Annotated in this window: 22 protein-coding genes; 18 read left to right on the plus strand and 4 right to left on the minus strand. The window is 66.6% G+C overall.

All coding sequences use genetic code 11. The features are described from left to right. Positions 1 to 6 precede the first annotated feature (6 nt). The 11 genes from HUT07_RS08280 to HUT07_RS08330 all read left to right on the plus strand — a co-directional run bounded on the left by HUT07_RS08280 (position 7) and on the right by HUT07_RS08330 (position 13,197). Positions 7 to 3,801 carry a nitrate reductase subunit alpha gene (locus tag HUT07_RS08280; RefSeq protein WP_176020533.1) on the plus strand — a complete coding sequence of 1,265 codons (3,795 nt, stop codon included), beginning with the start codon at positions 7 to 9 and terminating at the stop codon, positions 3,799 to 3,801. Beyond that, a complete protein-coding gene (narH, locus tag HUT07_RS08285; RefSeq protein WP_049439033.1) occupies positions 3,801 to 5,345 on the plus strand; it encodes a nitrate reductase subunit beta in 1,545 nt (514 codons plus the stop codon). Before HUT07_RS08280 ends, narH begins: the two co-directional genes overlap by 1 nt. After that, positions 5,345 to 6,025, plus strand: coding sequence for a nitrate reductase molybdenum cofactor assembly chaperone (gene narJ / locus HUT07_RS08290; RefSeq protein ID WP_176020534.1), 681 nt, complete (start codon positions 5,345 to 5,347; stop codon positions 6,023 to 6,025). The genes narH and narJ overlap by 1 nt, the downstream gene beginning before the upstream one ends. Further along, positions 6,022 to 6,729 carry a respiratory nitrate reductase subunit gamma gene (gene narI / locus HUT07_RS08295; protein WP_176020535.1) on the plus strand — a complete coding sequence of 236 codons (708 nt, stop codon included), beginning with the start codon at positions 6,022 to 6,024 and terminating at the stop codon, positions 6,727 to 6,729. Before narJ ends, narI begins: the two co-directional genes overlap by 4 nt. A gap of 4 nt (positions 6,730 to 6,733) precedes the next feature. Then, complete coding sequence (locus HUT07_RS08300; protein WP_176020536.1) at positions 6,734 to 7,633, plus strand: peptidylprolyl isomerase; 900 nt, start codon at positions 6,734 to 6,736, stop codon at positions 7,631 to 7,633. Between the two features lie 23 nt (positions 7,634 to 7,656). Then, on the plus strand, positions 7,657 to 8,988 hold the full coding sequence (locus HUT07_RS08305; protein WP_176020537.1) for a nitrate/nitrite transporter: 1,332 nt from the start codon (positions 7,657 to 7,659) through the stop codon (positions 8,986 to 8,988). 98 nt (positions 8,989 to 9,086) lie between these two features. Beyond that, positions 9,087 to 10,301, plus strand: a complete 1,215-nt coding sequence (locus tag HUT07_RS08310) for a coproporphyrinogen III oxidase (RefSeq protein ID WP_176020538.1) — start codon at positions 9,087 to 9,089, stop codon at positions 10,299 to 10,301. Between the two features lie 11 nt (positions 10,302 to 10,312). Then, complete coding sequence (locus tag HUT07_RS08315; RefSeq protein WP_087922767.1) at positions 10,313 to 11,089, plus strand: helix-turn-helix domain-containing protein; 777 nt, start codon at positions 10,313 to 10,315, stop codon at positions 11,087 to 11,089. A 19-nt stretch (positions 11,090 to 11,108) separates the two neighbouring features. Continuing rightward, positions 11,109 to 11,852: a molybdate ABC transporter substrate-binding protein gene (gene modA / locus HUT07_RS08320; RefSeq protein ID WP_176020539.1), complete on the plus strand. Its 744-nt coding sequence runs from the start codon at positions 11,109 to 11,111 to the stop codon at positions 11,850 to 11,852. A 3-nt stretch (positions 11,853 to 11,855) separates the two neighbouring features. Beyond that, positions 11,856 to 12,539, plus strand: a complete 684-nt coding sequence (gene modB / locus HUT07_RS08325) for a molybdate ABC transporter permease subunit (protein WP_006371078.1) — start codon at positions 11,856 to 11,858, stop codon at positions 12,537 to 12,539. Next, positions 12,529 to 13,197, plus strand: coding sequence for an ATP-binding cassette domain-containing protein (locus HUT07_RS08330; protein ID WP_176020540.1), 669 nt, complete (start codon positions 12,529 to 12,531; stop codon positions 13,195 to 13,197). The genes modB and HUT07_RS08330 overlap by 11 nt, the downstream gene beginning before the upstream one ends. Positions 13,198 to 13,290: 93 nt before the next feature. On the opposite strand, the gene HUT07_RS08335 is transcribed toward HUT07_RS08330, so the two are convergent. The 4 genes from HUT07_RS08335 to HUT07_RS08350 form a co-directional block, all read right to left on the minus strand. Further along, positions 13,291 to 14,820, minus strand: a complete 1,530-nt coding sequence (locus HUT07_RS08335; RefSeq protein ID WP_176020541.1) for a sulfite reductase flavoprotein subunit alpha — start codon at positions 14,818 to 14,820, stop codon at positions 13,291 to 13,293. Further along, positions 14,817 to 15,245, minus strand: a complete 429-nt coding sequence (locus HUT07_RS08340) for a PAS sensor domain-containing protein (RefSeq protein WP_005409905.1) — start codon at positions 15,243 to 15,245, stop codon at positions 14,817 to 14,819. Before HUT07_RS08340 ends, HUT07_RS08335 begins: the two co-directional genes overlap by 4 nt. A gap of 228 nt (positions 15,246 to 15,473) precedes the next feature. Continuing rightward, positions 15,474 to 15,788, minus strand: coding sequence for an AzlD family protein (locus tag HUT07_RS08345; RefSeq protein WP_097047835.1), 315 nt, complete (start codon positions 15,786 to 15,788; stop codon positions 15,474 to 15,476). Continuing rightward, complete coding sequence (locus HUT07_RS08350) at positions 15,785 to 16,516, minus strand: AzlC family ABC transporter permease (RefSeq protein WP_065177662.1); 732 nt, start codon at positions 16,514 to 16,516, stop codon at positions 15,785 to 15,787. Before HUT07_RS08350 ends, HUT07_RS08345 begins: the two co-directional genes overlap by 4 nt. A 127-nt stretch (positions 16,517 to 16,643) precedes the next feature. Here HUT07_RS08350 and HUT07_RS08355 point away from each other — a divergent pair, with 127 nt between their 5' ends. From HUT07_RS08355 to gspG, 7 genes are all read left to right on the plus strand, one after another. Further along, a complete protein-coding gene (locus HUT07_RS08355) occupies positions 16,644 to 17,108 on the plus strand; it encodes an Lrp/AsnC family transcriptional regulator (protein WP_005413654.1) in 465 nt (154 codons plus the stop codon). A gap of 690 nt (positions 17,109 to 17,798) precedes the next feature. Then, complete coding sequence (locus HUT07_RS08360; RefSeq protein ID WP_176020542.1) at positions 17,799 to 18,479, plus strand: STN domain-containing protein; 681 nt, start codon at positions 17,799 to 17,801, stop codon at positions 18,477 to 18,479. Between the two features lie 16 nt (positions 18,480 to 18,495). Further along, positions 18,496 to 19,026: a sigma-70 family RNA polymerase sigma factor gene (locus tag HUT07_RS08365; RefSeq protein ID WP_176020543.1), complete on the plus strand. Its 531-nt coding sequence runs from the start codon at positions 18,496 to 18,498 to the stop codon at positions 19,024 to 19,026. A gap of 69 nt (positions 19,027 to 19,095) precedes the next feature. Beyond that, positions 19,096 to 20,076, plus strand: a complete 981-nt coding sequence (locus tag HUT07_RS08370; protein ID WP_176020544.1) for a DUF4880 domain-containing protein — start codon at positions 19,096 to 19,098, stop codon at positions 20,074 to 20,076. A 58-nt stretch (positions 20,077 to 20,134) separates the two neighbouring features. Next, positions 20,135 to 20,686 (plus strand): hypothetical protein, encoded by a 552-nt coding sequence (locus tag HUT07_RS08375; RefSeq protein WP_176020545.1) that lies wholly within the window; start codon positions 20,135 to 20,137, stop codon positions 20,684 to 20,686. A 120-nt stretch (positions 20,687 to 20,806) separates the two neighbouring features. After that, positions 20,807 to 21,391: a hypothetical protein gene (locus HUT07_RS08380; protein ID WP_176020546.1), complete on the plus strand. Its 585-nt coding sequence runs from the start codon at positions 20,807 to 20,809 to the stop codon at positions 21,389 to 21,391. A gap of 57 nt (positions 21,392 to 21,448) precedes the next feature. Further along, a complete protein-coding gene (gene gspG, locus HUT07_RS08385; protein ID WP_005409890.1) occupies positions 21,449 to 21,886 on the plus strand; it encodes a type II secretion system major pseudopilin GspG in 438 nt (145 codons plus the stop codon). Positions 21,887 to 21,894: the final 8 nt, after the last annotated feature.

Here is a 21,894-nt window from a genome sequence, read left to right on the forward strand (position 1 = left end):
TCCCCGATGAGTTATTTCCTCGATCGCTTGCAGTTCTTCAAGCGTGACCCCCAGACCTTTGCCGATGGCCATGGATTTGCCAAGAGCGAGGGCCGCGACTGGGAAAACAGTTACCGCGCCCGCTGGCAGTACGACAAGATCGTGCGTTCCACCCATGGCGTGAACTGCACCGGCTCCTGCAGCTGGAAGATCTACGTCAAGAACGGCCTGGTCACCTGGGAAACCCAGCAGACCGACTACCCGCGCACGCGCCCGGACCTGCCCAACCATGAGCCGCGTGGCTGCCCGCGTGGCGCCAGCTATTCCTGGTACCTGTACAGCGCCAACCGGCTGAAGTACCCGCTGATCCGCGGCACGCTGCTGCGCCTGTGGCGCGAAGCCCGCAAGAGCAAGGCCCCGGTCGATGCCTGGGCCAGCATCGTGGAGGACAAGGAGAAGGCGCGCTCGTACAAGACCCGCCGCGGCATGGGTGGTTTCGTGCGCCTGCAGTGGGAAGAGGCCAACGAGATCATCGCTGCCTCCAACCTGTACACGGTGAAGCAGTACGGCCCGGACCGCGTGGTCGGGTTCTCGCCGATTCCGGCGATGTCGATGGTGTCCTACGCCGCCGGCGCGCGTTACCTGTCGCTGCTGGGTGGCGCCTGCCTGTCGTTCTACGACTGGTACTGCGACCTGCCGCCGGCCTCGCCGCAGATCTGGGGCGAGCAGACCGACGTGCCCGAATCGGCTGACTGGTACAACAGCCGCTACATCATCGCCTGGGGCTCGAACGTGCCGCAGACGCGTACGCCCGATGCGCACTTCTTTACCGAGGCGCGCTACAACGGCACCAAGACGGTGGCGATCTGCCCGGACTATTCCGAGCTGGCCAAGCTGACCGACCACTGGCTGCACCCCAAGCAGGGCACCGACGCGGCGCTGGCCTTTGCCTTCGGCCATGTGATCCTGCGCGAGTTCCATGTCGATTCGCCCTCGCAGTATTTCCAGGACTACTGCCGTCAGTACTCGGACATGCCGATGCTGGTGCGCCTGGAGCGTCGTGACGATGGCCGCCTGGTGGCGGGCCGCTTCCTGCGTGCCAGTGAGCTGGGCGGGCTGGGTGAAGCCAACAACCCGGATTGGAAGACCCTGGCCTACGACGAGAACAGCGGCCAGATCGTGGTGCCCAATGGCTCGATCGGCTTCCGCTGGGGTGAGAAGGGCCGCTGGAACATCGAAGAGAAGGCCAGCAATGGCGCCGACACACGCCTGCGCCTGAGCTTGTCCGATGCCAACGACGGCATCGAGGCAGTGAGCTTCCCGTACTTCGGTGGCATTGAAAGCGACGGCTGGACCGCCGCGCCGGCCGAAGAAGTTCTGGATCGCAACATTCCGGTGCGCCGGCTGGCCACGGCCGACGGCGGCGAGACGCTGGTGGCCACGGTTTACGACCTGCTGCTGGCCCAGTACGGCGTGGACCGTGGCTTTGGCGGCGGCAACGTGGCATCGAGCTTCGATGACATGGTGCCGGGCACTCCGGCGTGGCAGGAGCGCATCACCGGCGTGTCGCGCGCCGAGGTGATCGAGATCGCCCGCGAATTCGCGCGTACCGCCGACAAGACCCACGGCCGCTCGATGATCATCGTCGGCGCGGGCATGAACCACTGGTTCCACAACGACATGAACTACCGCGGCCTGATCAACATGCTGATCATGTGCGGTTGCGTGGGCCAGACCGGTGGCGGCTGGGCGCATTACGTGGGCCAGGAAAAGCTGCGCCCGCAGACCGGCTGGCAGCCGCTGGCGTTCGGCCTGGACTGGAGCAAGCCGCCGCGCCACATGAACGGCACCTCGTTCTTCTACTTCAATACCGGGCAGTGGCGCTACGAGAAGCTGCAGGTGGACGAGCTGCTGTCACCGCTGGCCGACGCCAGCAAGTACAGCGGCAGCCTGGCCGACCTGAACCTGCGCGCGGTGCGCATGGGCTGGCTGCCCAGCGCGCCGCAGCTGGACCGCAACCCGCTGCAGCTGGTACGCGAGGCCGAAGCGGCCGGCGTGGCCCCGGCGGACTACGCACTGGGCAAGTTCAAGGATGGCTCGCTGGACTTCGCCTTCGCCGACCCGGACGCCAGCCAGAACCACCCGCGCATGATGTTCATCTGGCGCTCGAACCTGCTGGGTTCCTCGGGCAAGGGCCACGAGTACATGCTGCGGCACCTGCTGGGTACGCGCCACGGGCTGCAGGGCAAGGACCTGGGCGAAATGGGCGCAGTGAAGCCGCAGGAGGTGAAGTGGCGCGACGAGGCGCCGGAAGGCAAGCTGGACCTGCTGGTCACGCTCGACTTCCGCATGTGCACCACCGCGCTGTACTCGGACATCGTGCTGCCGACCGCGACCTGGTACGAGAAGGACGACCTCAACACCTCGGACATGCACCCGTTCATCCACCCGCTGTCGAAGGCGGTGGACCCTGCATGGGAATCGCGCAGCGATTGGGACATCTTCAAGGAGGTGGCCCGCACCGTGAGTGAGATGGCACCGGGCGTGCTGGGTGTGGAGAAGGACCTGGTGCTGGTGCCGACCCTGCACGACACCCCCAACGAGCTGGGCATGCCGTTCGGCGTGGCCGACTGGAAGAAGGGCGAGTGCGAGGCCATTCCGGGCCAGACCATGCCGTCGATGACGGTGGTGGAGCGTGACTACCCGAATCTGTACCGCAAGTTCACCTCGCTCGGCCCACTGCTGGACAAGCAGGGCAACGGCGGCAAGGGCATGAGCTGGGACACGAAGCACGAGGTCGAGTTCCTCGGCAAGTTGAACCACACCGTGCACGAAGAAGGCGTAAGCCAGGGGCGCCCGTCCATCTCGACTGCGATCGACGCAGCCGAGGTGATCCTGCACCTGGCGCCGGAAACCAACGGCCACGTGGCAGTGAAGGCCTGGGAATCGCTGGGTACCTTCACCGGCCGCGAGCATACCCATCTGGCGGTGGGCAAGGAGCACGAGGCGATCCGCTTCCGTGACATCCAGGCGCAGCCACGCAAGATCATCTCCTCGCCCATCTGGTCGGGCCTGGAAGACGACAACGTCAGCTACAACGCCGGCTATACCAACGTGCACGAGCTGATTCCGTGGCGCACGGTGACCGGTCGCCAGCAGTTCTACCAGGACCACGAGTGGATGATCGACTTCGGCGAGGCCTTCATGAGCTACCGGCCGCCGGTCAACACGCGCACGGTGGAGCCGCTGCTGAACCAGCGCCCGAACGGCAACAAGGAGATCGTGCTGAACTGGATCACCCCGCACCAGAAGTGGGGCATCCACAGCACCTACAGCGACAACCTGATCATGCAGACGCTGTCGCGCGGTGGCCCGATCGTGTGGATAAGCGAGGACGACGCGCGCAGTGCCGGCATCGTCGACAACGACTGGATCGAGCTGTTCAACGTCAACGGCGCGATTGCCGCCCGTGCGGTGGTCAGCCAGCGCGTGATGCCGGGCATGGCGATGATGTACCACGCCCAGGAACGCATCATCAACGTGCCGGGCTCGGAGATTTCCGGCACCCGCGGCGGCATCCACAACTCGGTGACCCGCATCGTGCTCAAGCCCACCCACATGATCGGCGGCTACGCGCAGCTGGCCTATGGCTTCAACTACTACGGCACCTGCGGCACCAACCGCGACGAGTTCGTGATCGTCCGCAAGATGGACAAGATCGATTGGCTTGACGATGAACAAGGAAGTTCGAGTGTCGCGGGCGCAGGACGCGCAGGAGCGACGAGCGAGGCCGTACCGGCCGCTGCCAAGGAGGTGGTGTGATGAAGGTCCGTGCACAGATCGCGATGGTGCTGAACCTGGACAAGTGCATCGGCTGCCATACCTGCTCGATCACCTGCAAGAACGTCTGGACCTCGCGCGAGGGCGTCGAGTACGCCTGGTTCAACAACGTGGAAACCAAGCCGGGCATCGGCTACCCGAAGGAATGGGAAAACCAGGACAAGTGGAACGGCGGCTGGGTGCGCACCCGCGCCGGCAAGCTGGTGCCACGCGCGGGTGGCCGCTGGCGCATGCTGGCCAAGATCTTCGCCAACCCGGACCTGCCGCAGATCGACGACTACTACGAGCCGTTCGATTTCGACTACCAGAACCTGCATACCGCCAAGGACAGCCAGCACCAGCCGACCGCGCGCCCGCGTTCGCTGATCAGTGGCGAGCGCATGCAGAAGATCGAGTGGGGCCCGAACTGGGAGGAAATCCTCGGTTCGGAGTTCAGCAAGCGCTCGCGCGACTACAACTTCGACCAGGTGCAGAAGGAGATCTACGGCGCCTTCGAGAAGACCTTCATGATGTACCTGCCGCGCCTGTGCGAGCACTGCCTGAACCCGGCGTGCGTGTCGGCGTGCCCCTCGGGCGCGATCTACAAGCGCGAGGAAGACGGCATCGTGCTGATCGACCAGGACAAGTGCCGCGGCTGGCGCATGTGCGTCTCGGCGTGCCCGTACAAGAAGATCTACTACAACTGGAAGAGCGGCAAGTCGGAGAAGTGCATCTTCTGCTACCCGCGCATCGAGATGGGTGAGCCGACCGTGTGCTCGGAAACCTGCGTGGGCCGCATCCGCTACCTGGGCGTGATGCTGTACGACGCCGACCGCATCGCCGAGGCCGCTTCGGTGGCCGCCGAGAAGGACCTGTACCAGGCCCACCTGGACATCTTCCTGGACCCGAACGATCCGGCGGTGATCGCCGCCGCGCGCAAGGAGGGTATCCCGGACAGCTGGCTGGAGTCTGCCAAGCAGTCGCCGGTGTACAAGCTGGCGATCGACTGGAAGCTGGCGCTGCCGCTGCACCCGGAATACCGCACGTTGCCGATGGTCTGGTACGTGCCGCCGCTGTCGCCGATCCAGTCCGCCGCCGAGCGTGGCCGGGTGGGCATGAGCGGGGAGCTGCCGGACGTGGCGTCGCTGCGCATCCCGATGCGCTACCTGGCCAACCTGCTGACGGCCGGTGACGAGGCACCGGTGGTACGCGCGCTGGAGCGGCTGATGGCCATGCGTGCCTGGCGCCGGGCGAAGAACGTGGACGGCGTGGAAGACACCGCGGTACTGGAGCAGACCGGGCTGAGCATCGCCCAGGTGGAAGAGATGTACCGCTACCTGGCCATCGCCAACTACGAGGACCGTTTCGTGATTCCGACCGGCCACCGCGAGTACGCCAACGATGCCTTCGGCGAGCGCGGCGGCTGCGGCTTCACCTTCGGCAACGGTTGCAATGGTGACAGCCCGGCCGACCTGTTCGGCCAGCGCAAGAGCACCACCTTCGTGGTGGACAAGGGACCGAACCACCGCCGCAAGGAGGTGGTGTGATGAGCGTGCTCAAGCTGGTCGGAGTGTTGCTGGACTACCCCCGTGAAGAACTGTGGGAGCACGGCGAGGAACTGCTCGCCGCCTGTGACGACCCGGCGCTGAACGCCGCCCGCCGCCTGCAGTTGCGCAGCTTCGTGCAGCAGCTGCTGGCCACCGATGCGCTGGATGCGCAGGCGGCGTGGCTGGCCAGTTTCGACCGCGGCCGCTCGATGAGCCTGCTGCTGTTCGAGCACATCCATGGCGAGTCGCGCGACCGTGGCCAGGCCATGGTCGATCTGGTCGAAACCTACCGCCGCAACGGCTTCGAACTGGATGCACGCGAGCTGCCGGATTACCTGCCGCTGCTGCTGGAGTTCCTGGCCCATCGCCCCGGCAGCGAGGCCCGCGAGTGGCTGCATCACATCGGCCATATCGCCGGGATGCTGGCGGCGCGTGCCGCCGAGCGTGAGCTGCCGCACCGGGTACTGTTCGAGATCCTGGTCGAAGCCGGTGACGGCAAGGCCGATCTGCAGGCGCTGCGCCAGCGTGCCAGCGAGGAAGTCCGCGACGATACCGCCGAGGCCATGGACCGTTTGTGGGAGGAGGAGGCAGTGCGCTTCGGTGCCGAAGCCCCCGCCGAAGACTGCAAGCCGCCCGTGCGTTCACCGGCCCGTCCTTCGCATCGAGAGGTCCAGCCATGAGTTACTCCCTGCATCAATTCGCCTTCCAGTACTACCCGTACATCGCCGTGGCGGTGCTGCTGATCGGCAGCTGGGCCCGTTATGACAAGGCCATGTACACCTGGCGGACCGGCTCCAGCCAGATGCTGTCGGACAAGGGCATGCGGATCGGCAGCAACTGCTTCCACATCGGCATCCTGGCCATCCTCGGTGGCCACCTGGTCGGCCTGCTGACCCCGCACGCGGTGTACGAGCATTTCATCACCTCGTCGCAGAAGCAGATGCTGGCGATGGTGATCGGTGGTGTGTTCGGCGCACTGTGCTTCATCGGCATCAGCATCCTGCTGGTACGCCGGCTGTTCAACGCACGCGTGCGGGCCACCGGCAGCTTCGGTGACACCCTGGTACTGGTGCTGCTGTTCGCCCAGCTGTGCCTGGGCCTGTACAGCATCCGCGTCTCGTCCGGCCACCTGGACGGTGGGGTGATGGTGCAGCTGGCCGAATGGGCGCAGCACATCGTGACCTTCCGCGCCGGTGCCGCCGACTATATCGAGGGCGTCAGCTGGGTCTACAAGATGCATATCTTCCTGGGCCTGACCCTGTTCCTGATCGCGCCGTTCACCCGCCTGGTGCACGTATGGAGCATTCCGATCAGCTACCTGTGGAGGCCTTACCAGGTGGTGCGCCGCCGCCAGGCCACGCTGCGCTACGGTCCGCGGGAGTAACGCCATGGGCAGCCTGCCGAAGTTCCTGCCGATCACCGTGATCGACTCCGCCGCACCGGTTCCCGCCGAGGCGCATTCGCACCACCATGACGCGGCAGCGCAGGGGCCGCGTTCGCTCGGGCAGCCGGCACCGTGCCGGCTGTTCGTGGACGAGACCGCGATCAGCGAGGCCGACATCGCCCGCGAGATGCAGCACCACCGGGCGATGCGCCCGGAGCAGTCTCGTGCCGAAGCGGCACGTGCACTGGTGGTGCGCGAGCTGCTGCGCCTGGAAGCGCAGCGGTTGGGTCTGCAGGCGCCGGACGGCAACCGGGTAAGCGACGAGGAAGTGCTGATCCAGCAGCTGCTGGAAGACGCGATCGAAGACCGCGTGCCGACCGATGAAGACTGCCGGCGCTACTTCGAGCAGAACCCGGAGCGCTTCCGCTCCCCCGACCGCGTGCGTCTGCGCCATATCCTGCTGGCCGCGCCGGCCGACGACGTGGCCGGGCGCTTTACCGCACGTACCGAGGGCGAACGGCTGGTCGGGCTGCTGAAGGAGTCGCCGCACCTGTTCGCCGATTTCGCCCTGCGCCATTCGCGTTGCCCATCCAGCAGCGAGGGCGGTGACCTGGGCTGGCTGCAGCGCGGGCAGACCACGCCGGAGTTCGACCGCCAGGTGTTCCGCCTGCGCGAGGGTCTGGCCGGTTTTCCGGTGGAATCACGCTGGGGCTACCACGTGGTCTGCATTGATGCCCGCGAGGAAGGCCAGCCGCAACCGTTCGAGGCGGTGCTGCCGCAGCTGCGTGACTACCTGGAACTGCAGGTGCGCCAGCGTGAAGTGCAGGCCTACCTGCTGCAGCTGCAGGAGCGCTACCCGGTGCGCGGGCTGGATGAGATCGAAGCCGAAGCGGATATCGGCTGAACCCCCTTGAACGAGGAGAATTCATGAACCAGGCCCTTGCCCCCGCCAGTGCCGGGCAGCAGCAACGTGCGCTGTGGCTGAGCACGTTCGCCTTCACCGTGTGCTTCGCCGTGTGGATGATCTTTTCGATCATCGGCATCCAGATCAGTCAACAGCTCGGCTTGAATGACACCCAGTTTGGCCTGTTGATCGCCACGCCGGTGCTGACCGGTTCGGTCAGCCGGGTCTTTCTCGGCATCTGGTCCGACCAGTTCGGTGGCCGCAAGGTGATGGTGCTGGTGATGCTGTGTGGCGCAGTCGCTACCTGGATGCTGACCTATGCACAGACCTACACCCAGTTCCTGATTGCCGCGCTGTGCGTGGGAATCGCCGGCGGCAACTTCTCGGTGGGCGTGGCCTACGTCTCCAAGTGGTTCCCGGCCAGCAAGCAGGGCACCGCGCTGGGCATCTTCGGTGCCGGCAACATCGGTTCGGCGGTGACCAAGCTGCTGGCGCCGCTGGTGATGGTGGCGGCCGGCTGGACCATGGTTGCCAAGGTCTGGGCGGTGGCGCTGGCCGTCACTGCGGTGCTGTTCTTCCTTTTCAGCAAGGAAGACCCATCGCTGGAGCAGCGCCGTCGCGAAGGCGTGAAGCCGGTGCCGTTCGCCGAGCAGATGGCACCGCTGAAGAACCTGCAGGTGTGGCGGTTCTCGCTGTACTACTTCTTCGTGTTCGGCGGCTTCGTGGCGCTGGCGTTGTGGCTGCCGCACTATCTGGTGGGCGCCTATGGCATGGACGTGGGCCACGCCGGCATGCTGGCGGCGTGCTATTCGATCCCGGCCAGCCTGTTCCGCGTGGTCGGTGGCTGGATGTCGGACCGGATGGGCGCGCGCCGGGTGATGTACTGGACCTTTGGCGTGTCGGCCATCTGTACTTTCCTGCTGGCCTACCCGGATACCGAGTATGTGGTGAAGGGCATCCATGGCCCGATCCACTTCCATCTGGCGATCGGCGTGGTGATGTTCACCGTGCTGGTGTTCGTGCTGGGCTTCTTCATGTCGCTGGGCAAGGCCGCTGTCTACAAGCACATTCCGGTGTACTACCCCAAGCACGTGGGTGCGGTGGGCGGCGTGGTCGGCATGATCGGTGGCCTGGGTGGCTTCATCCTGCCGATCGTGTTTGGCGCATTGAACGATGCGGTGGGCATCTGGAGCAGCTGCTTCATGCTGCTGTTCGTGCTGGTGTCGGCTGCACTGGCGTGGATGCACTTTGCGATCCGCCGCATGGAACGCCGCCACTTCCCGCAGATCGACCGCGAGACCGATCTGCCCGAAGCCATCGATGCGGCCGCCGCCGAGCGGGTGCGCGGCGGGTGAAGGGGTAGTGCCGGCCGCTGGCCGGCAGGAACCAACAGATGCGCCGCGCTTGATTTCAATCAGGGCCACGCGAAGAGGAACGCCCGAAGATGTCTGCCATGAGCTTCCACGTTGACGAGAGCGAGGACACTGCGCTGCAGGCGGCATTGCTGCGGCAGCCCCGGCACGTGCTGTTTCCGCCGGCTGACCAGTTCAGTACCGGCTTTGGCGAAAGCGGGTGGCGCGCTGCCGTGCGCGCCAGCAACGAGCACCTGATCCCGCGTGGCCTGACGCTCGGATTCCAGGCCGGTCGTGGTGGACGCGATGCGCCACCGCAGGCATACCTGGACACGCTGCTGCTGGCGCTGCGCCTGCAGGCCGGCGTGCTGGCCGAGGATCGCGAAGTGGTGGCGATGGTGTTGCAGCTGGGGCTTGCCGAGACGCTGCCACCGCCACAGCTGGGCCAGCTGCTGGATGCGGTGCCGCAGCACCTGCGCACCGTGGCAAGGCCCCAAGTGGAGGTGCGGCTGGATGCGGGCAGCGCGTTGGCACCGGCGCAGCTGCGCGCGGTGGGCTGTACCCGTTTGAACGTGATCGATCGTGCCGATGCGCCGGGGCCGACCCTGCTGGCGCAGGCGCGACAGGTGGGCTTCACCGCGCGCTACTACCAGTTGCGGGTGCCTGGCAGCGAGGACACCGGCTTCATCGAACGACTGCATGAGGTACTGGCCGAAGCGCCCGAGCGTATCCTGCTGCCGGCGCCTTGCGCGCTGCCGGAGCATCCCTCGGCGGCACGATGGCTGCAGAGCTGGCGGCTGCTGCGCGCAGCGGGCTATGAACCGATCGGTGGCGATCACTATCAGCGTGGCGATCTGCCGAACCCGCATGGCCCGGGCGATGGCCAGCGCCATTGCGATCTTGCCGGCGTGCCGCGCCGCGACCGCAGTGATTTCATCGGCCTTGGCCTTTCCGCCTGCAGCCAGATCGGTGAGGTGTTCTACCGGCTGGAGGACGAACTGGGCGAATGGCGTGCGCGGCTGCAGGCGGGTCACATGGGCGTGGCTGCCGGGCTGATCCTGTCCGAGGACGAGCGGCTGGTGGCCGAAGTTGCGCAGAGCATCGCCTGCGACCACGCGCTCGATGCGGCCGCCTTCGAATGGCGCAACGATGAGCCGTTCGAGGAATGCTTCGCCGAACAGCTGCCGGCGCTGTCGCCGTTGCTGGCACGTGGCTGGGCGCATTGGGATACGCGCGTGCTGCGCCTGGCCGAAGAAGGGCGCCTGCTGTGGCGTATGATGGCTGCATGCTTCCGGCCGGCGGCCGCCATCGCTTGAGTCTTGCCCCGATGTCTTCGAATCCGCCTTCGCACGGCCGCCTTGGACAGGCCACACCAAACCCCGCCGCCGCCGATGACGGTGACGCGCTTCACTTCTGCAGCACCTGCGCGTTTTCCGACGCGTGCATGTCGCAGGGCTACGACAAGACCGCGCTGGGCGATCTGCACGTGCTGGTCGACCACGTCGGTCCGTTCCATGCGGGTGACTACATCTTCCGCGCCGGTGAATCGTTCGATTCGATTGCTGCGGTGCGCGCCGGCATGGTCAAGACCTTCGTCGATGACAGCCAGGGCAACGAGCAGGTGCTGGGCTTCAGCCTGCCGGGCGAAGTGATCGGCCTGAATGCGATCCACGGTTCGCGCTTCCCCTGCAATGCGGTGGCGCTGGATACGGTGCACCTGTGCCGCATTTCGTTTCCCAAGCTGAGCCTGTTGGCCACGCGCATGCCGGGGCTGCAGGCCAAGCTGTTCAGCCTGCTCAGTGCGGAGATCGGCAAGGTCGCCACGCTGGCCGCCAATCACCGTACCGAAGAGCGCATGGCCGCATTCCTGCTGGACATGTCCGAGCGCTACGCGCGGCGCGGCTTCTCCGCCACGCGCTTCAACCTGACGATGGCGCGTACCGAGATCGCCAACTACCTGCGGATGGCGCCGGAAACCGCCAGCCGCGTGCTGCGCCGCCTGAGCGATGATGGGATCATCGCGGTGAAGCAGCGCGAGATCCTGCTGCTGCAGCCCGAGCGCCTGGCGGCGCTGGCGGTGGCCGACGAATCCGATCCGAACTGAACCTGGCCGGGAGCCGACGATGAAGCGAGCTGGACTGTTGTTGCTGGGACTGCTGGCCACGGTGCCGGCGTGGGCGGCCGACCTGACGGTGTCCGCGGCATCGAGCCTGACCGAGAGCTTCCGCGAACTGGGCACCGCCTATGAGAAGGCACACCCGGGAACCAAGGTCGATTTCAACTTCGCCGCGTCCGGCGTACTGCTGCAGCAGATCAGCCGCGGCGCGCCGGTGGATGTGTTCGCGTCGGCCGATGAAGCCACGATGGACCAGGCCCAGCAGCAGGATCTGCTGGCGGCCGGCACCCGCGAGGTGTTCGCGGTGAACGCGCTGTGGGTGGTGGTGCCGCCGCAGGCCAAGGCTGCGCCGCGAACCTTGAAGGACCTGGCCGGTGCCGGCGTGCAGCGCATCGCATTGGGCAACCCGGACAGCGTGCCGGTCGGACGCTATGCCAAGGGTGCGCTGGAAGCGGCAGGCCTGTGGCCGTCGGTGCAAGGCAAGACCATCACCACGCAGAACGTGCGCCAGTCGCTGGATTACGTGGCGCGCGGTGAAGTGGATGCCGGCTTCGTCTATGCCACCGATGCGCAGGCGATGCCCGACCGTGTGCGCCGTGCCTTCGCAGTACCTGTGTCGGGGCGCATTGCCTATCCGCTGGCGGTGACCAAGGCCAGTGCGCAGCCGGCTGAAGCCAAGCGCTTCACCGCCTTCGTGCGTTCGGCACAGGGCCAGGCGATCCTGGCCAAGCATGGGTTCGGCAAGCCCTGAGGCATGGATCTGGACTGGAGCGCACTGGGGTTGTCGCTGAAGGTGGCCGGCTGGGCCACCGCGATCAATCTGGTGCTGGGCGTGGCGCTGGGCGCGCTGCTGGCGCGTCGGCGATTTCCCGGCCGTGAGCTGCTGGATTCGCTGCTGACCCTGCCGATGGTGCTGCCACCGACGGTGCTGGGGTATTACCTGCTGGTGCTGATCGGTCGCAACGGCCCGATCGGCGCGTGGCTGCAGTCGTGGTTCGGCATCAACCTGGTATTCACCTGGCAGGCTGCAGTGATTGCTGCGGCGGTGGCCTCGCTGCCGCTGGTGTTCAAGCCGGCACGCGCGGCGTTCGAGGAAGTGGACGGTCAGCTGGAGCAGGCCGCACGAACGCTCGGTGTGTCCGAAGCGGCGGTGTTTTTCCGCATCACGCTGCCACTGGCCTGGCGCGGCATCCTCGCTGGCCTGTTGCTGGCGTTTGCACGCGCGATGGGCGAGTTTGGCGCGACGCTGATGGTGGCTGGCAGCATTCCTGGCCGCACGCAGACGCTGTCGATCGCCATCTACGAGGCGGTGCAGGCTGGCCAGGATGGCAAGGCCAATGCGCTGGTGATCCTGACCTCGGTGGTCTGTATCGTGATCCTGTTGCTGGCCGCGCGGCTGGTGGGCGGACGTCGCCGGGAGCTGCGCGATGTGGCTTGACCTGCAGGTGCAGCGCCGCCTGCAGGCGGCCGGCCAGGATTTCGTGTTGGACGTATCGCTGCAGTGCACGCAGCGCCAGGTGGTGCTGTTCGGACCCTCAGGCGCGGGCAAGAGCCTGACCCTGAAGGCGGTGGCCGGGCTGCTGAGACCGGGCCAGGGCCATGTGCGCCTGCAGGGACAGACCCTGTTCGATGCGGCCACCGGCGTGGATCTGCCGCCGCAGCGCCGCCGGTTGGGCTATGTGTTCCAGGATTACGCGTTGTTCCCGCACCTGAGCGTGCGCCAGAACGTGGCCTTCGGGCTGCAGAAGGGCTGGTTGAATCCACGGATCGGCCAGCGCTTCAATGCGGTGGAGCAGTGGTTGCACGCATTCCGCATCGACACGGTGGGCGATCTGTTGCCCTCGCAGGTCTCCGGTGGCCAACGCCAGCGTACCGCCCTCGCGCGCGCCCTGGTGACGCAGCCGCAGGCGTTGCTGCTGGATGAACCGTTCTCCGCGCTGGACCATGATCTTCGCCAGCACCTGCGCCAGGAGCTGGAGAGCGTGCTGGACAAGACCGGCATCCCATTGTTGTTGATCAGCCACGACCCGCAGGATGTGGCCGTGTTTGGCCAGCAGGTGGCGCGCGTGGTGGACGGTCGCATCGTCGGCGGTTGACCGGCGCCTGTAGAGCCGAGCCCATGCTCGGCTGCTCTTCGCGACACCGCCAACAGCAGCCGAGCATGGGCTCGGCTCTACAGGATCAACGGATCAATACAGTTCACAGTGCGTGCGGCCTTCGCCTCGCAGCGCGTCCCAGTGCCCTTCGCCACCGATGGCATCGATGGCCTCGCGCACCGCGCCTTCCAGGTGGCTCTTGTTGCCGCACAGGTACAGATGTCCGCCGCGGGCCAGCACATCACGCACCTCGCTGGCGCGCTGCTGCAGCACATGCTGCACATAGACCTTTTCGGCACCATCGCGCGAGAACGCAGTATGCAGGCCGGCCAGCACGCCACGCGTGTGCCAGTCCTGCAGCTGGTCGCGATACAGGTAGTCATGCTGGCTGTGCTTCTCGCCGAACACCAGGTGCACCTCGCGTTCGCAGGCACTGGCCTGCAGCTCCTGCATCAGGCCCATCAACGGTGCGATGCCGGTGCCGGTGCCGACCAGAAACAGCGGTGCATCGCCGGTATCGGGAAGGTGGAAGCCAGGGTTGGAGCGGCAGTACACGCGGGCATGTTCGCCGCCATGCAGCAGGCTGCCGGTAGCAGTGCCGAAGCGCTCGCGGCCGCGCAGGGTGTAGCGCACTTCGCGCACGCACAGGCTCAGCTGGTCGTCGCACGGATGCGAGGCGATGGAATAGGCGCGCGGCAGTCGCGGTGACAGCAGTTCGCGCAGCCGGACCAGCGGCACGCTGTCCGGCGTGGCGTGGTCCTGCAGCACGTCCAGCAGGTCCAGGCCGTGGAGGTAGGCTTCCAGCTCGCGCTTCTGGCTGACCTTCAAAAGGCCCTTCAGTACCTCGCTGCCGCCCAGCCTGGCCAGTTCGCGCAGCACGCCCTTGCTCAGCAGGCGCAGCTCGCGGTCATGCAGGGCGGCCACGGCGGCGGTGTCGCCGTACCAGGTGGCCAATGCCTGCAGCAGGGCAGGGTCGTTCTCGGGTACTACGTGCAGGGTGTCGCCCGCGCGGTAGGCCATGCCACTGCCGGCAATGTCCAACTGCAGGTGCCAGGCGGCCGGCTCGCTGCTGTTCAAGCGGCGGCGTTCGAGAATGGGGGCGGCAAACGCATTATCTTCGCCATAGGCGGTGACCTGCAGGTGCAGGTCCTGGCCAGCGTCGGGGTCGCCATCCAGCACTTGGCCGAGCACTGGCTGCCATTGCTGGAAGAACTGCTCGTAGCCCAGGTCGGCGTCCACCCGATGCAGCAGCGGCTGCGCCTGGCGCTCGCTCAGCGCAGCATCCAGCGCCTTGGTGAAGCCGCAGAAGCTGGGGTAGCCGGTGTCGCCAAGGCCGAACACCGCATAGCGCAGGCCGCTCAGCGTCGGGGTCTGGCGCAGTGTTTCAAAGAACTGCTCGCCGTTGGCCGGCGGTTCGCCATCGCCGAACGAGCTGGAAATCGCCAGCAGCACATCGCCTTGGCCGAGACTGGCCACGTCGATGTCGTTGAACGGGAGCACCTGCGGCCCGTGCGGCTGCAGCTCCGCGCCCAGGCGCTGGGCCAGGGCGCGGGCATTGCCCGACTCGGACGCGAAACCCACCAGCAGGCGGCTGAAGGGCGTACTGGTCGGGAGGGCGTTCACGCGGCCTCGTAGAAGTCGTCGAATTTTTCCTTGCTGAACTCGACCAGGTCGTAGTTCTGCATCAGGTCGTTCACCACGCGGCGGATGCTGATGTAGGAGGTGATGTTGCCGTCGGCGTCGAACAGCGGCTGCACGGTGGTATCGACCACATAGAGCACACCGCCCTTGCCAAGGTTGGGCACGATGCCGGTCCAGGTCTTGCCGGCCTTGATGGTGTCCCACATGTCCTTGTAGACGGCCTTGGGCACGTCCGGATGGCGGACGATGCTGTGCGGCTGGCCGATCAGTTCCTCGCGTGCGAAGCCGGTGAGCGTGCAGAACAGGTCGTTGGCATAGGTGATGTTGCCCTGCAGGTCGGTGGTGGAGATCACCATCACGTTCTGCATGGCGTTTAGCAGCTGGGCGTTGTCGGGGGTGTAGCTCATCGCAGGGTCCTTGTGGATGCCGGTAACGCCGGCGTGTTCGGGTCCTGCATAGAAATACGCCCGCGCGGCGGCGGGCGGTTTGACATTGATCAAGCGGGTGACGCGATGGCCTGCGACCGGGTGTCGCAGGGGGCATCTCTGTAGAGCCGAGCCCATGCTCGGCTTATGCCGCAAGCGGGATTGCCAGCAGCCGAGCGTGGGCTCGGCTCTACTGAAAAGGCGAGCGCCTCAGCCCATGAGATAACGCAACACCCCGGCCGAGACCACGCCGATCAGCACCGTCGGCAGCATCGACAGCCGCGTGGCGGCCAGCAGGGTGATCGCCAGCGCGGCCAGGTCGGCGGGCTTGTCGGCGACGAAGTCCGGGGCGATCACCGAAATCAGCACGCAGCCTGGCGCGGCTTCCATCACCGTCACTGCGCGTTTGCTCAACGTGCGGTTGCGCAGCGCGAGGAAGCCGACGATGCGGGTCAGGTAGGTGGCGGCGGCCATCAGCACGATGGTCAGCACCGAGGTCCAGTGGATCATTCCATTGAAGATCATGCCGCGTCCTCCGCCAGCAGCCAGGCGGCCGCCAGGCCGGCCAGTGCGCCGCTGGCCACGTACCACGCACCCGGGATCAGCAGATAGGTGGCAGCGGCCACGACCAGGCTGACCAGCCATGGCCGCGCAGCCTTCATGCCCTGCCACATGCCGCGCAGCAGCACCAGGAACACGGCGGGGAAGGCCATGTCGAAGCCGTAGGCGTGGATGTCGCCCAGCATCGGCCCGACGATTGCGCCCAGCGCAGTGCAGGCCACCCAGACCGTATACAGGCCTGCCGAGACGCCCAGGTAATAGGCCAGGCTGAAGCCCAACGCACGGCGGCGCGCATCGGCCACGCCCATCGCCCAGCTTTCGTCGCACATGAAGAACAGAGCCGGCAGCACCCGGCGGCGCGGCAGGTGCTGCAGCAGCGGAGCCAGGCTGGCGCCCATCAGCAGGTGGCGGCTGTTGACCAGTGCGGTGATCGCCACGATCAGCGCGATGTGTGGCGGCGAGGTCCACAGTTCGACGGCGGCGAACTCCGAGCCGCCAGCAAAGTTGAGGCCGGTCATCAGCGGCACTTCCAATGCGCTCAGGCCTTTCTGGGCGGCCTGCGCGCCGAGCACCAGGGCGAAGGGAATGAAGCCGATCATCACTGGCACGGCGGCGCGCAGGCCGCGCAGGAATTCGGCGCGCGGCGCGGTATCGCAGGTGTCGGGCAGGGGGAGGGTGGTACGGGCGTCCATGGAACGGCACAACGAGGTGGGGGTGGCCCATGCTAGCGGTCCGATCACGAAATCGGGTTGCGTTGATGCCACTGGATTCTGGATGATTGATATTTAATGCGGCCAGAAGTGACAAGGGTGGAATCCCATGCAGTATCAGCTCGACAACCTCGATCGACGCATCCTCGACGCCCTGCAGCGCGACGGCCGCCTGCAGAACCTGGAGCTGGCACGTCTGGTCGGGCTCTCGCCGTCGGCCTGCCTGCGCCGGGTGCGGCTACTGGAGGAGGGCGGCTACATCGACCGCTATGTGGCCTTGTTGAACGAGGCCAAGGTGGGCCGTGGCTTCACCGTGTTCGTGCGCGTGTGGCTGCGCGGGCAGGACGAGGACACCACCAACCACTTCATCAACAGCATCAAGTCTTTCCCGGAAGTACTTGAATGCCATCTGATGGCCGGTGACTGCGATTTCCTGCTGCGGGTGGCGGTGGCCGACCTTGATGCCTACCGGCAGTTCCAGATGCAGCACCTGAACCGGATCGCCGGGGTGCAGAACACCAAGACCGAGATTCCGATGCAGCGGATCAAGCAGACGACCCAGCTGCCGCTTTGAGGGATGGGTGGTTGCGGCCGGGTTGCACCCGGCACCCGCAGGTGGTGCCGGCCGCTGGCCGGCAACCTCAGGAGCAACAGCCGAAGCAACAGCCGAAGCAACAGCCGAAGCAACAGCCGAAGCAACAGCCGAAGCAACAGCCGAAGCAACAGCCGAAGCAACAGCCGAAGCAACAGCCGAAGCAACAGCGTGCATTCCGTGGGATGGCGGGGTGGGTCCGGTTGCAGGGGAAGCTGCAAGTACGTCCATGTAAGCTCGGTCGCCGCTTGCTCGTGTGCGCAGTCCTGCGCACACGGCAAGACCTGGGTTGGGCGTCCTGCCCAACCCGCCCGAGGCATGCCTCGGGCCCATGCGGCTCACGCCCCTGCAACCGGACCCACCCCGCCTTCGACAGATTTCCGCGATCTGCCGGAACGGCATGATCTGCTCCTGGTGGGTGTCGACCTTGGTCGACACGTTTGGGTCGGCACGGGCTCCGACCCCGTGCGCAGATGATCATGTCTGCTCGATTCATTGATGCCTGATGGGTGACTGGGTTCACGGAGCCTGGCTCCACGTCGGCTGTGGGCGGCGGTCATCGCAATGACATGTGACCCCGGTACGGTTTGAGCCCGCTTGCTGGTCGCGCGCGGGCCGGGGTTCCGGTGGTGGCGCGCGTCCGCTGCAGCTGCTGTCGCTGCCGAGGGTCATGTGTTCTACGTCAGGGGGCTGAATGGACACCATGCGGTCGGAACTTGGAAGGTGGCCATCGCCGCGTGGCTGCTGCTGTCCTTTGCCGCTGGCGCGCAGGACGGTGTTCATCCCTATGACATCCCTGCGCAGCCGCTGGAACAGGCGGTCGAGCGCTTCAGTGTCATCAGCGGGTGGTCGGTGATGTACCCGGGCGACCTTGCCGCAGGCCGCAGCAGCCATGCGCTGCGCGCCAGCCTGGCGCCGCTGCCTGCCTTGCAGGCGCTGTTGCAGGGCTCCGGTATCGAGGCCGAGGTGATCGGCGAACAGCGTGTGGTGCTGCGCCGGGGCACGTCCTCCGTCGACGAACCCGGTGTCGGCGCCGAACTTCCCGAGGCCGAGCGTCGGCGTCGCTACGGCGGGCTGCAGCAGCGCCTGCGCGCAGTGTTCTGTGACGACCCGGAGATCGCGCCCGGCGGCTATGCCGCGACGCTGCGTTTCCATGTCGACAGCGAAGGCCAGGTGCATGCACCCGAGCTGCTGTCAGGCAGTGGCAGCGCCCGTCGCGATGCACGCCTGCTGCAGGCGATGCAGGGCCTGGTGCTGGCGGCCGAGGCTGGCGCGCTGGCGCAGCCGGTAACGCTGCAGATCCGACCTTCCGGCACCGACCACGACTGTGGCCGGCGCGCGCCCCTTCCATGACTTCAAGGATTCGAACATGAGCAACGGTACGGCTGGGGCAGTTGACCTGATGGACCACCTTCTGGGTGCCTACGATGAGCTGAAGCGCCGGCTGGTGCGCAAGCTGGGCTCGGAAGAGCTGGCCGGCGACGCGCTGCAGGACACCTGGATGCGCCTGAGCGCGCGTCGTGACCGCCTGGACGCCGTGCAGAACCCCGCGGCCTACCTGCTGCGCATGGCGATGAATACCGTGATCGACCGCCAACGTGCGGACCACCGCCTGCTGAGCCTGGAGGAGGTGGATACGCTGATGGACATGGCCGACCCGGCACCCGGCCCGGCGCAGGCGGCCGAACTGGACTTCGCGCTGGAAGACATGGTCGGCCTGCTGCAGCGCATGCCCGAGCGCCGTCGTAGCATCCTGCTGGCAATCCGCGTCGATGGCCTGCAGCAGCGCGACGTGGCCGACCACCTCGGCGTGTCGCTGCGGCTGGTACAGCGTGAGCTGAAGGCGGCCCAGGACTACCTGGCCGAGCGCAGCGGGCAGGGGCGCCAGGTGCGGTTCTGAGCGACGGCATCCGTCTACACTTTGACGCCGAGCAGAACCCCGCAGCGTGCGGGTCCGGCATGAGCCCCCATGGATCCTGACGATCGCCCGCAACGCCCGCTGGATGCCGTTGAGCGTCAGGCCCACGCGTGGGTGGTGCGGCTGACCTCGGGCGAGGCGACCGCCGCCGACGGGCGCAGGTTCCGTGCGTGGTGTGAGGCTGACCCGCGTCATCGCGAAGCGTTTGGCCGTGCGCGCCGGCAATGGGAGCAGGTACGCCTGGCCGGCGAGCAGCTGCCCGCCACCGCGCGCCAGCCGGTAGCGCCGACGCCGGCCCAGCGCTGGAGCCGACGCGCCTTCCTCGGCGCCGCGATTGCCGCGCCGGCCAGCCTGGTAGTGGTGGCGGCCATCCGCCCGCCGCTGGGGCTGTGGCCCTCGGTGACGGCCATGGCAGCCGATTTCCATACTGGCACCGGTGAGCGACTGCAGATCGCGCCCTCGCCGCAGCTGAAGATCGAACTGGATACGCAGAGCAGCCTGCGCCGCCGCGCGGACGCGCAGGGCGAAGGCTTCGAGCTGGTGCAGGGACAGGCTGCGATCGAGACCCTGGACGGCCTGCGCCTGGCGTTGTTCGCGGGCCCGGGCTGCGTGATTGCCGAGGAGGGAGCGGTGCGCCTGGACGTACGCAACACCCATGGCCAGGTGCGGGTGACCTGCCTGCATGGCAGCGCCCGCATCGAGCATCCGCAGGGCCGGCTGCAGCTACAGGCGGGCCAGCAGACCCAGTACGACGAGCGCCTCAGTGGCGTGGTCGCCGCGGCCGTGGCCTCGGAAGTGAGTGCCTGGACCGAGGGCATGCTGGTGTTCCGCCGCGCACCGCTGCGCGAGGTGGTGGAAGAGATCAACCGTTACCGCCGCGGCAAGGTGCTGCTGGGAGAATCGGCGTTGGCGCGTGCTCCGGTCAGCGGCCGCTTCCGCATTGATGATCCGGATGCAGCGCTGGAGCAGCTGCGACTGACGATGTCGCTGGATCTGCGTCGCTTTCCGGGTGGCATTGCCGTCCTTGGATAGATGAAGACGCTGGCCGTGCGCACCGCGCAGGGCTGTTGCAAGCAAGGAGAGGCCAAGGATGCGCAACGAGAACATCGGTGTGCTGGATCTGCGTCGCAATCTGTCGGCGCTGCTGGAAACCACGCAGCGACGGCCGTTGATGGTGCATCGCTATGGCTCGCCATGGGTGTGCGTGGTGTCCGATGCGCAGTGGCAGCGACAGTCGGTGCTGCTGGATTTCGATCCGCAGTCGCACCCGCTGGCGATGCTGCTGCGCCTGCAGCAGCAGGCGCTTCCGCTGTCCGAAGCCGGTGCGTTGTCACCCGCGGTCCTCGCGCGCGCTCTGCTGTTGACGGGAGTTCATGGCATTGACGATCTGGCGCAGCTGCACGAGCAGGTGCTGCATCATCGACTGTGGCACTGGTTCGTGGCGGGTACCCACGGTGTGATGGACAGCTGGCAATTGCCGGCGCTGCGCGCTGCGATGGGGTCATGGTGCGATGACGCGGAGATGACCGATGCACTGGCCGCGTTCGCTGCGCGCAGCGATGTGGCGATACTGGCGCGCCGTTGCGGGGGCGAAGCACCGCGGCTGGAGCGCGAAGCCTGCAGGCAGATGACGCTGCGATGACGTTGTCGATGAAGCGCAACGCAGCGCACATACCTGCATGTGCGCTGTCGCTTCACCTGCCTTGCTGACGTCTTCTCCAGAGTACGGCGCAACACGCGTCGCGGAGCACGGGCGGCGCCGATGGCAGACAGTCGCAGGATCAGCATGCTGGAGCTGGATCGTCACCTGAGCCAGTCACTGGAGCAGGCACGGCATACGCCATTGAACGTGCAGCGCTATGGGCACTCCTGGGTCTGGGTGCTGTCCAGTGACGCTTGGGCAGATGCGGCGCGCTGGGCGGCACTGGATGGTAGTGCGCACCCACTGGTGGCGCTGCGAAAAGCCCTCGACCTGCAGCTGCGGCCCTGGCCCGAAGCGGCCATGAGCCCGCTGCCGCTTGATGCAGGTGATGCGCGGCTGCTGCAACGCGCGGCCCTGCTGGTGGTCGTGCGCGATCTGAACAGTGCCCAGCGCGTGTACGACGACCTGCGCTATCACCAGGCCTATCGGATGTTCATCGGCCTCGATCATGGAACGGCGTGGTCGCCGATGCAGTGCGTGCGGCTGCTGCAGGCCTGTGCGCACCCGTTGCTGCGCGGCTGCATCGACGATGCGCTGGCCAGCGTGCCGCGGTATCTGTTCGAGTCTGCATGTGCGCCGGCTGCACCTGTTGCGCCTGCACAGGCACACGCGCAGCGAATTGCCGGCGGATGTTTATCGTACTGACACATGCACCGCTGACCATGGCGCAGCGGTCTCTTCCAGGATGACGAGGGCGGAACAATGGCAAGGCAGGTTCGTGGTCGCAGGGCTCGGCAGCAGGGTTTCAGCCTGATCGAGATCATGGTGGTGGTGGTGATCATCGGCATCCTCGCCGCATTGATCGTGCCGCGGTTGATGGACCGTCCCGACCAGGCACGCGTGGTGGCGGCGCGCCAGGACATCGCCGCACTGATGCAGGCATTGAAGCTGTTCAAGCTGGACAACGGTCGCTATCCCAGTGCCGAGCAGGGCCTGCAGGCACTGGTGAAGCCACCGCAGGGCGGTGGCGCGATGCCGGTCACGCCCTATCTGGATCGCCTGCCCAATGACCCGTGGGGCCATCCGTACCAGTATCAGATACCAGGTACCCACGGCGACATCGATGTGTTCTCGCTGGGTGCGGACAGCAAACCCGGTGGCGACGCCGGGAACGCGGACATCGGCTCCTGGCAGCTGTGAGGCAGGCC

It is taken from the genome of Stenotrophomonas sp. NA06056, assembly GCF_013364355.1.
Classification (GTDB): domain Bacteria; phylum Pseudomonadota; class Gammaproteobacteria; order Xanthomonadales; family Xanthomonadaceae; genus Stenotrophomonas.

Bases quoted from the DNA above. Each gene is read 5' to 3' on its own strand.
- HUT07_RS08280 (WP_176020533.1), top strand. From the start codon at position 7: ATGAGTTATTTCCTCGATCGCTTGCAGTTCTTCAAGCGTGACCCCCAG.
- narH (WP_049439033.1), top strand. From the start codon at position 3,801: ATGAAGGTCCGTGCACAGATCGCGATGGTGCTGAACCTGGACAAGTGC.
- narJ (WP_176020534.1), top strand. From the start codon at position 5,345: ATGAGCGTGCTCAAGCTGGTCGGAGTGTTGCTGGACTACCCCCGTGAA.
- narI (WP_176020535.1), top strand. From the start codon at position 6,022: ATGAGTTACTCCCTGCATCAATTCGCCTTCCAGTACTACCCGTACATC.
- HUT07_RS08300 (WP_176020536.1), top strand. From the start codon at position 6,734: ATGGGCAGCCTGCCGAAGTTCCTGCCGATCACCGTGATCGACTCCGCC.
- HUT07_RS08305 (WP_176020537.1), top strand. From the start codon at position 7,657: ATGAACCAGGCCCTTGCCCCCGCCAGTGCCGGGCAGCAGCAACGTGCG.
- HUT07_RS08310 (WP_176020538.1), top strand. From the start codon at position 9,087: ATGAGCTTCCACGTTGACGAGAGCGAGGACACTGCGCTGCAGGCGGCA.
- HUT07_RS08315 (WP_087922767.1), top strand. From the start codon at position 10,313: ATGTCTTCGAATCCGCCTTCGCACGGCCGCCTTGGACAGGCCACACCA.
- modA (WP_176020539.1), top strand. From the start codon at position 11,109: ATGAAGCGAGCTGGACTGTTGTTGCTGGGACTGCTGGCCACGGTGCCG.
- modB (WP_006371078.1), top strand. From the start codon at position 11,856: ATGGATCTGGACTGGAGCGCACTGGGGTTGTCGCTGAAGGTGGCCGGC.
- HUT07_RS08330 (WP_176020540.1), top strand. From the start codon at position 12,529: ATGTGGCTTGACCTGCAGGTGCAGCGCCGCCTGCAGGCGGCCGGCCAG.
- HUT07_RS08340 (WP_005409905.1), bottom strand. From the start codon at position 15,245: ATGAGCTACACCCCCGACAACGCCCAGCTGCTAAACGCCATGCAGAAC.
- HUT07_RS08345 (WP_097047835.1), bottom strand. From the start codon at position 15,788: ATGATCTTCAATGGAATGATCCACTGGACCTCGGTGCTGACCATCGTG.
- HUT07_RS08350 (WP_065177662.1), bottom strand. From the start codon at position 16,516: ATGGACGCCCGTACCACCCTCCCCCTGCCCGACACCTGCGATACCGCG.
- HUT07_RS08355 (WP_005413654.1), top strand. From the start codon at position 16,644: ATGCAGTATCAGCTCGACAACCTCGATCGACGCATCCTCGACGCCCTG.
- HUT07_RS08365 (WP_176020543.1), top strand. From the start codon at position 18,496: ATGAGCAACGGTACGGCTGGGGCAGTTGACCTGATGGACCACCTTCTG.
- HUT07_RS08370 (WP_176020544.1), top strand. From the start codon at position 19,096: ATGGATCCTGACGATCGCCCGCAACGCCCGCTGGATGCCGTTGAGCGT.
- HUT07_RS08375 (WP_176020545.1), top strand. From the start codon at position 20,135: ATGCGCAACGAGAACATCGGTGTGCTGGATCTGCGTCGCAATCTGTCG.
- HUT07_RS08380 (WP_176020546.1), top strand. From the start codon at position 20,807: ATGGCAGACAGTCGCAGGATCAGCATGCTGGAGCTGGATCGTCACCTG.
- gspG (WP_005409890.1), top strand. From the start codon at position 21,449: ATGGCAAGGCAGGTTCGTGGTCGCAGGGCTCGGCAGCAGGGTTTCAGC.